We start from the raw sequence: 6,494 nt of genomic DNA, 5'->3' as shown, positions 1-6,494 counted from the left end.
AAATAAAGCGCTTTAATTATTTGGTGAATATTTTAGCAATTAATTTTTAAAGACGTTTTATTTCAAAAATAGGGGGAATAGAATGGAGAAAACCATTTATTAGTCCATCAAAATATGTCCAAGGTGAAAATGAGTTGTTAAATTTAGGGTTCTACATTAAATCTTTAAGTGAGTCAGTATTAGTTATTGGGAATCCTTATGATATCAATCGTTTTCAAGATAAGTTGGATCAAACTTCTAAACATTTTGTAGTCATATAACACTTAGCTGACTTTGGTAAGGAAGCAACACGAGAAGAAGCCGACCGCCTTAAAAAGCTAGCAAAAGAAAAAGGAGCAGACGTCATCGTCGGTTTAGGTTTCGAATTAGGGGGACTTGCTGCAGCTCATGCTATTTATAATGGTTAACGGTTCTAAATGGTCCTCATAATTATTTCCACATGGTGAACAAGTGGCCTTTACAACTTTTGTTCAACGTATTCTTGAAGATGAACCAACAAAAGAAGTGGAAGAGTTATTAGATTTCAGTTTATCGGTTGGTTTGCCTGTTTTTTTAGAAGACTTAGATGTAGAAGAAGTAAGCTATGAAGAAATTGTTAAAGTGGCACAAAAGGCTTGTATCCCTGAAGAATCTATCTATGTCTTCTTTTTAATTTACTTGGAACCTTTAATAATCGTTTCATAAAAAAGATAAGTGATAATAATTGAAAAGAAAAGAGGAAAAAAATGAAAAAAATTGTTAATAAAGTTGAAGATATTGTAATAGAGATGTGTGAAGGTATGGTTAAGGCTCACCCAGAACAATTAAGTTTTAATAAAAAATATAAAATTATAACAAGAAAAAAGTTAAATACTAATAAGGTAACTTTGATTAGTGGTGGTGGTAGTGGCCATGAACCAGCTCATGGTGGCTTTGTAGGTAAAGGGATGTTAGATGCAGCTGTTTGTGGAGATGTATTTGCCTCCCCGTCAACAATACAGATTTATAATGCGATTACAAAAACTGAGTCAGATAAAGGAACGTTATTAATTATAAAGAATTACTCAGGAGACTGTATGAACTTTGATGGAGCTGCAGAAATGGCTGAAGATGACGGTATAATGGTTGAGAAAGTTTATGTGAATGATGATGTAGCAGTTAAAGATAGTCTTTACACCATTGGAAGAAGAGGTGTTGCGGGAACAGTACTTGTTCATAAAATTGCAGGAGCTGCAGCCGCAAAAGGTCTTAACCTTTTAGAAGTTAAAAATTCAGCTGAGAAAGCAATAGAAAACGTAAGATCCATAGGATTTGCTTTTACTTCATGCACTGTACCAGCAAAGGGAACACCAACATTTACCATTGGTGATGATGAAATGGAATTTGGTGTAGGAATTCATGGAGAACCTGGTATAGCACGTGAAAAAATACTATCTGCAGATGAGCTTTCGGAAAAAATGCTTGAACGAATTATTGCTGATTTACCATATGAAACTGGGGATGATGTAGCGTTGCTTGTAAATGGTTTTGGATCGACCCCCTTACAGGAATTGTATCTTTTAAATAATTCAGTTAGTAAGATTTTGGAGAATAAAAATATAAAGATTTACAAAACTTTTGTTGGTAATTATATGACAGCCATTGATATGAGTGGCGCTTCAATATCTCTTATGAAATTAGATAAAGAGCTCAAAGAAATGCTAGATTATCCATCAGATACTCCAGCATTTAAGATATGAGTATTTGTTGAATAAAAATAGTTCAACTACCTGGGAGGAAGCTATAGTGGAAAAATTGGAAGTATCAAACGTTGTACAAATTGTAGGACATATGTGTGATGTAATCATTGAAAATGAGGTCTATTTCTGTGAATTGGATTCAGCTGCAGGAGATGGTGATTTTGGAATGTCTATTGCTAAGGGATTTAGAGAGTTAAAAAATGAGTGGGAGGAACTTCCTAAGGAAGATATTGGAGCATTTCTTAAAGCATGCGGAATGATTATCACCGAGTACTGTGGAGGTGCCTCAGGCCCTATATGGGGTTCAGCTTTTAGAAGTGCAGCAAAATATTCAAAGGGTAAAACAGAATTAAATTTAAAAGAGGTTTCTGATCTTTTCCAATCTTCTGTAGATGGAATACAGAAACGTGGAGGAGCTAAAATTGGAGATAAGACATTACTTGATGCACTAATTCCAGCAGCTGAATCTTTTAAAATAAGTGTTGAAGAAGATGATACTTTTATGATAGCTGCTAATAAAAGTGCGTGTAAAGCTGTATGTGGAGCTGAAAAAACAAGAGAAATGATAGCTTCTAAGGGAAGGGCTTCATATCTTGGGGAGCGAAGTCTTAATTTTCCAGATGCTGGAGCTGTTGCTATCGGTGTTATATTTATGGAAGTAATAAAAAAAATTAAAGAAGAAGCAGAATAATAATTTGTAGATAATTTATGTTGTATAAATATTCTAGAACTAATAATAAATTAAAAAAGGTGGAATAAGTACGTATATATGTATTCATTCCACTTTTTTAATTTACGCAAATTTCAAGTTTAAGTTAGCTACTTGTTGAAAATATAAACTACGAACATCTATTAACTAACCAGCATTTTTGCTTGAAACTATTTTTTTATACTACGTTCTATTCTCTTCAAGATAGTTTAGCGGCAGTAATCAGTCTGATCCATGATATCTATTATGGATATTTTGTCAATTATTTTTTCGCTAGCTAGATTTTTGAAAGTACAAGAAATAATTTTTTTGTATTTTGGTAGTTCATACTTGAGACCCCTTTGACAATTTATTAACTAAACTATTCTATTTCTTTCTACTATAAGTCATACTTCAAAATAATTAAAGCGGACAAATAGTATCTTTTGTCTGTTGAAATGATATCGCTTTCTTATTAAACTTAGTTTAGATTTAAAAAGAAGTCATTCATTACTTCAAGAGTGACTTCAATTTAAAAAATATGAGGAGGAATAGAAATGAGAAAAGCTTTTATTAGTCCAACAAAATATGTCCAAGGAGAAAATGAGTTATTAAATTTAGGTTTTTATGTTAAATCCTTTGGTGAATCCGCTTTAGTTATTGGAAATCCAGGCGATATTGAACGAGTTCAAGATAAATTGGATAAAACAGCAGAACATTTTGGCATAACTTTACACCTTGCAGATTTTGGTGGAGAAGCAACACGCGAAGAAGTAAATCGTCTTAAAAAATTAGCGAAAGAAAAAGGGACAGATATCATTGTTGGATTAGGTGGTGGAAAAGCAATCGATACATCTAAAACAGTTGCTAATGGTCATAATTTAATTGTCTGCCCAACGATTGCAGCTACAGATGCCCCAACTAGCCACTCTGCAGTATTATATACGAAAGATCATCATTTTGATGAATACGCTTATTTTATCCAAAGCCCTAGCGTAGTATTAATGGATACTACGGTAATTGCTCAAGCACCAGCTCGATTCTTAATTTCCGGCATGGGAGATTCACTAGCTACTTATTATGAAGCGCGTGCAACACGTCGTTCAAATTCAAATGTAAACGCTGGCTTGCCGAATGGATACCATACAGGGGATACAGCACCTGCTAAAGGTACGATTGCATCTATCACATTAGCAAGAGCTTGTTACGAAACAGTGATGGAGAATGGCTACAATGCAAAGATTGCATGTGACAATAATGTTGTTACACCAGCGTTAGAGAATATTATTGAAGCAAATACACTATTATCTGGTCTTGGATTTGAATCAGGCGGACTAGCTGCAGCACATGCCATTTATAATGGCTTGACAGTTCTAGATGGTCCTCATAATTACTTCCATGGGGAGCAAGTAGCATTTACAACATTTGTCCAACTTATCCTTGAGGACGCACCAAATGATGAAGTTGAAGCTTTATTAGACTTCAGTTTATCTGTTGGGCTACCGGTATCATTAGCAGATTTGGATGTAGCAGAAGTGAAATATGAAGAAATCCTTAAAGTCGCCGAAAAAGCATGTATCCCTGAAGAATCTATTCATGCTATGCCTTTTGAAGTGACACCTGAAAGTGTAGCTCAAGCTATTATTGCAGCTGATGTAATTGGCCGAGACTACAAGAAACGCAAGTCAGTAAAATAAACTATTTGTTAAACTTATAGATCAAAGGATGGGAACTGATGAAAAAAATTGTGAATGACCCGATTAATATAGTTGACGAAATGTTAAAAGGCATGATCATTGGCCATGCTGAATTGGTCCAAAGGATACCAGAGACTGGTATCATCCAACGTAAAACGGAAAAATCAGGAAAAGTAGCTGTTATTTCTGGAGGCGGAAGCGGACATGAACCCGCTCATGCTGGATTTGTCGGCGAAGGAATGTTATCTGCTGCCGTTTGCGGAGCAGTGTTTACTTCCCCAACGCCAGATCAAATTTTAGAGGCCATTAAGGTAGCCAATGAGGGTGCCGGTGTCTTCATGGTGATCAAAAATTATTCTGGAGATATTATGAATTTTGAAATGGCTCAAGAATTGGCTGAAATGGAAGGAATAGAAGTCGCAAGTGTTGTTGTAGATGATGATATCGCTGTGGAAGACAGCTTATACACTCAAGGGAAACGGGGAGTAGCCGGAACGATTCTCGTTCACAAAATAGTAGGCTACGCAGCGCAACAAGGAAAGTCAATCACAGAAATTAAAGAATTAGCTGACAACTTAATTCCAAATATTAAATCTATTGGACTTGCATTGACTGGTGTGACTACACCAGGAAGCACTCAGCCAAGCTTTGTCCTAGCAGAAGATGAGATTGAATACGGAGTAGGAATTCATGGTGAACCTGGATATCGTAGGGAAAAACTGCAAACATCTCATAACCTGGCAAATGAGTTATTAACGAAATTAGTAAACGAATTTGATGTGAAAGTAACAGACCGATTTGCGGTAATTGTTAATGGATTAGGTGGAACACCATTAATGGAACAATATGTCTTTACAAATGATGTACAACAGCTTATGGATGAACGTAAATTGTCAGTGGACTATTACAAAATAGGCAACTATATGACATCACTTGAAATGCAAGGGTTGTCATTAACTTTACTTTATTTAGAAAATGATTTTTATATTGAAGCATTAAACGCACCAGTCACAACTATAAGCTGGTAAGTATGTTGACAGTTTATAGGTTATACGAAAGGAGCCAAATCCATAATGGATATACAAACAGGCATTCGTTGGATGGAATTATTTAATGAGAAGGTCCAACAAGAAAAAGATTATCTCACGCAACTGGACACACCGATTGGGGATAGTGATCATGGCAATAATATGTCGCGAGGCATGGCTCATGTTGTCGAAGCGATTGACACACAATCTCCCAATTCACTCGAAGAGCTTTTAAAACTAGTTACGACTACTTTATTAAGCAAGGTCGGGGGCGCATCAGGTCCACTGTATGGTTCAGCTTTTATGGGTATGCTGAAAACATATCAAGGAGATGGTTCATCATGGAGCAAAGTGCTACAGTGTGGATTAGAGAGCATCCAAAAACGTGGAAAAGCCGAAATTGGCGATAAGACGATGATCGATGTTTGGGCACCAGTTGTTCAGGCAGCAGAAAACGAGCAATTAACCAATGAAGTTATTGATGAGGCCGTCGAAGCAACGAAACCATTAAAAGCTAGAAAAGGGCGTGCTTCATATGTAGGTGAACGCTCCATTGGACATATCGATCCAGGTGCTTATTCCTCTGCTTTACTATTTCACGCTATGCTAGAAGCGGAGGCTGGACAATGACAAAAACTGGTATTATTATCTCTCACGTGTATGAGATTGCAAAAGGGATCAACCGATTAATTCAAGAAGTTGCTGGTGACGTTGATATCGAAGTAATTGGAGGACTATCCGAAACTGAAATTGGGACAAGTTTTGATAGTATTCTTGAAGCTATCAATAAACATCCATCGGATAATTTACTTGCCTTTTATGATTTGGGTAGTGCCAAAATGAATTTGGATATGGCTAAAGAGCTTAGTGATAAATCGATCACTATTTACGATGTACCGATAGTTGAAGGAGCTTATACCGCAGCAGCACTCTTACAAGCGGGTGTGACTCAAGAGGCAATTGAAGAGCAATTAAAAGAAATACAGATTGATAAATAAAAAAATATAAGAAGAATAGGGGACCTGAATAATTCATAGCTCTATAATTTAAGCTGGTTTCTTGAATAAATTAATCGTTCTTGGAAAAATTGGGAATTTTTCTACAAAATAGTGCGTTCTCGAAGTAGATTTTAACTAAATGAACCTTCTTACGATTCTCTTGTTTGTTTGAGGGCATACTTCTCCCTTGTAGACGATTGATTCAAAAAAATAACGTGATAACTGATTTAAATCCATTGACTGGATCGCCGTAGGCGCTCGAAGACCCTATAGAATTCAGTTTGATACACATGATAACTCGACAATTTTAGATAGGCTCGTCTGCCTGTTTGCACAAGTTTGCCAGCGACTTTAAGGAATGTTAG

At 36.0% G+C, this 6,494-nt stretch carries 7 protein-coding genes and 1 pseudogene; 7 read left to right on the top strand and 1 reads right to left on the bottom strand.

Annotated features, from left to right (window positions below; translation table 11 throughout):
- Positions 1 to 450: 450 nt before the first annotated feature.
- From BM212_RS13025 to dhaM, 7 genes are all read left to right on the top strand, one after another.
- The gene (locus BM212_RS13025) at positions 451 to 684 is read left to right on the top strand and encodes a hypothetical protein (protein WP_072693683.1); all 234 of its coding nucleotides are present in this window, start codon (positions 451 to 453) and stop codon (positions 682 to 684) included.
- Positions 685 to 725: 41 nt separating this feature from the next.
- A complete protein-coding gene (gene dhaK, locus BM212_RS12685) occupies positions 726 to 1,718 on the top strand; it encodes a dihydroxyacetone kinase subunit DhaK (protein WP_177206467.1) in 993 nt (330 codons plus the stop codon).
- Between the two features lie 46 nt (positions 1,719 to 1,764).
- Positions 1,765 to 2,409 carry a dihydroxyacetone kinase subunit DhaL gene (gene dhaL / locus BM212_RS12680; RefSeq protein ID WP_218149722.1) on the top strand — a complete coding sequence of 215 codons (645 nt, stop codon included), beginning with the start codon at positions 1,765 to 1,767 and terminating at the stop codon, positions 2,407 to 2,409.
- 554 nt (positions 2,410 to 2,963) lie between these two features.
- Entirely contained in the window at positions 2,964 to 4,103 is a 1,140-nt protein-coding gene (locus BM212_RS11630) for a glycerol dehydrogenase (RefSeq protein ID WP_072693680.1), read from the top strand.
- A gap of 38 nt (positions 4,104 to 4,141) precedes the next feature.
- Positions 4,142 to 5,131: a dihydroxyacetone kinase subunit DhaK gene (gene dhaK / locus BM212_RS11625; protein WP_083540452.1), complete on the top strand. Its 990-nt coding sequence runs from the start codon at positions 4,142 to 4,144 to the stop codon at positions 5,129 to 5,131.
- Between the two features lie 45 nt (positions 5,132 to 5,176).
- Entirely contained in the window at positions 5,177 to 5,761 is a 585-nt protein-coding gene (gene dhaL / locus BM212_RS11620) for a dihydroxyacetone kinase subunit DhaL (protein WP_083540451.1), read from the top strand.
- A complete protein-coding gene (dhaM, locus tag BM212_RS11615) occupies positions 5,758 to 6,129 on the top strand; it encodes a dihydroxyacetone kinase phosphoryl donor subunit DhaM (RefSeq protein ID WP_091898697.1) in 372 nt (123 codons plus the stop codon). The genes dhaL (BM212_RS11620) and dhaM overlap by 4 nt, the downstream gene beginning before the upstream one ends.
- Before the next feature lie 227 nt (positions 6,130 to 6,356).
- Here dhaM and BM212_RS12510 read toward each other — a convergent pair.
- Positions 6,357 to 6,494, bottom strand: a pseudogene (locus BM212_RS12510) (IS1380 family transposase); the annotation flags it as partial.

It is taken from the genome of Marinilactibacillus piezotolerans (genome assembly GCF_900114235.1).
Classification (GTDB): domain Bacteria; phylum Bacillota; class Bacilli; order Lactobacillales; family Carnobacteriaceae_A; genus Marinilactibacillus; species Marinilactibacillus piezotolerans.
Note: the sequence above shows the minus strand (reverse complement) of the source record. Positions and strands in the feature narration are given on the sequence as shown.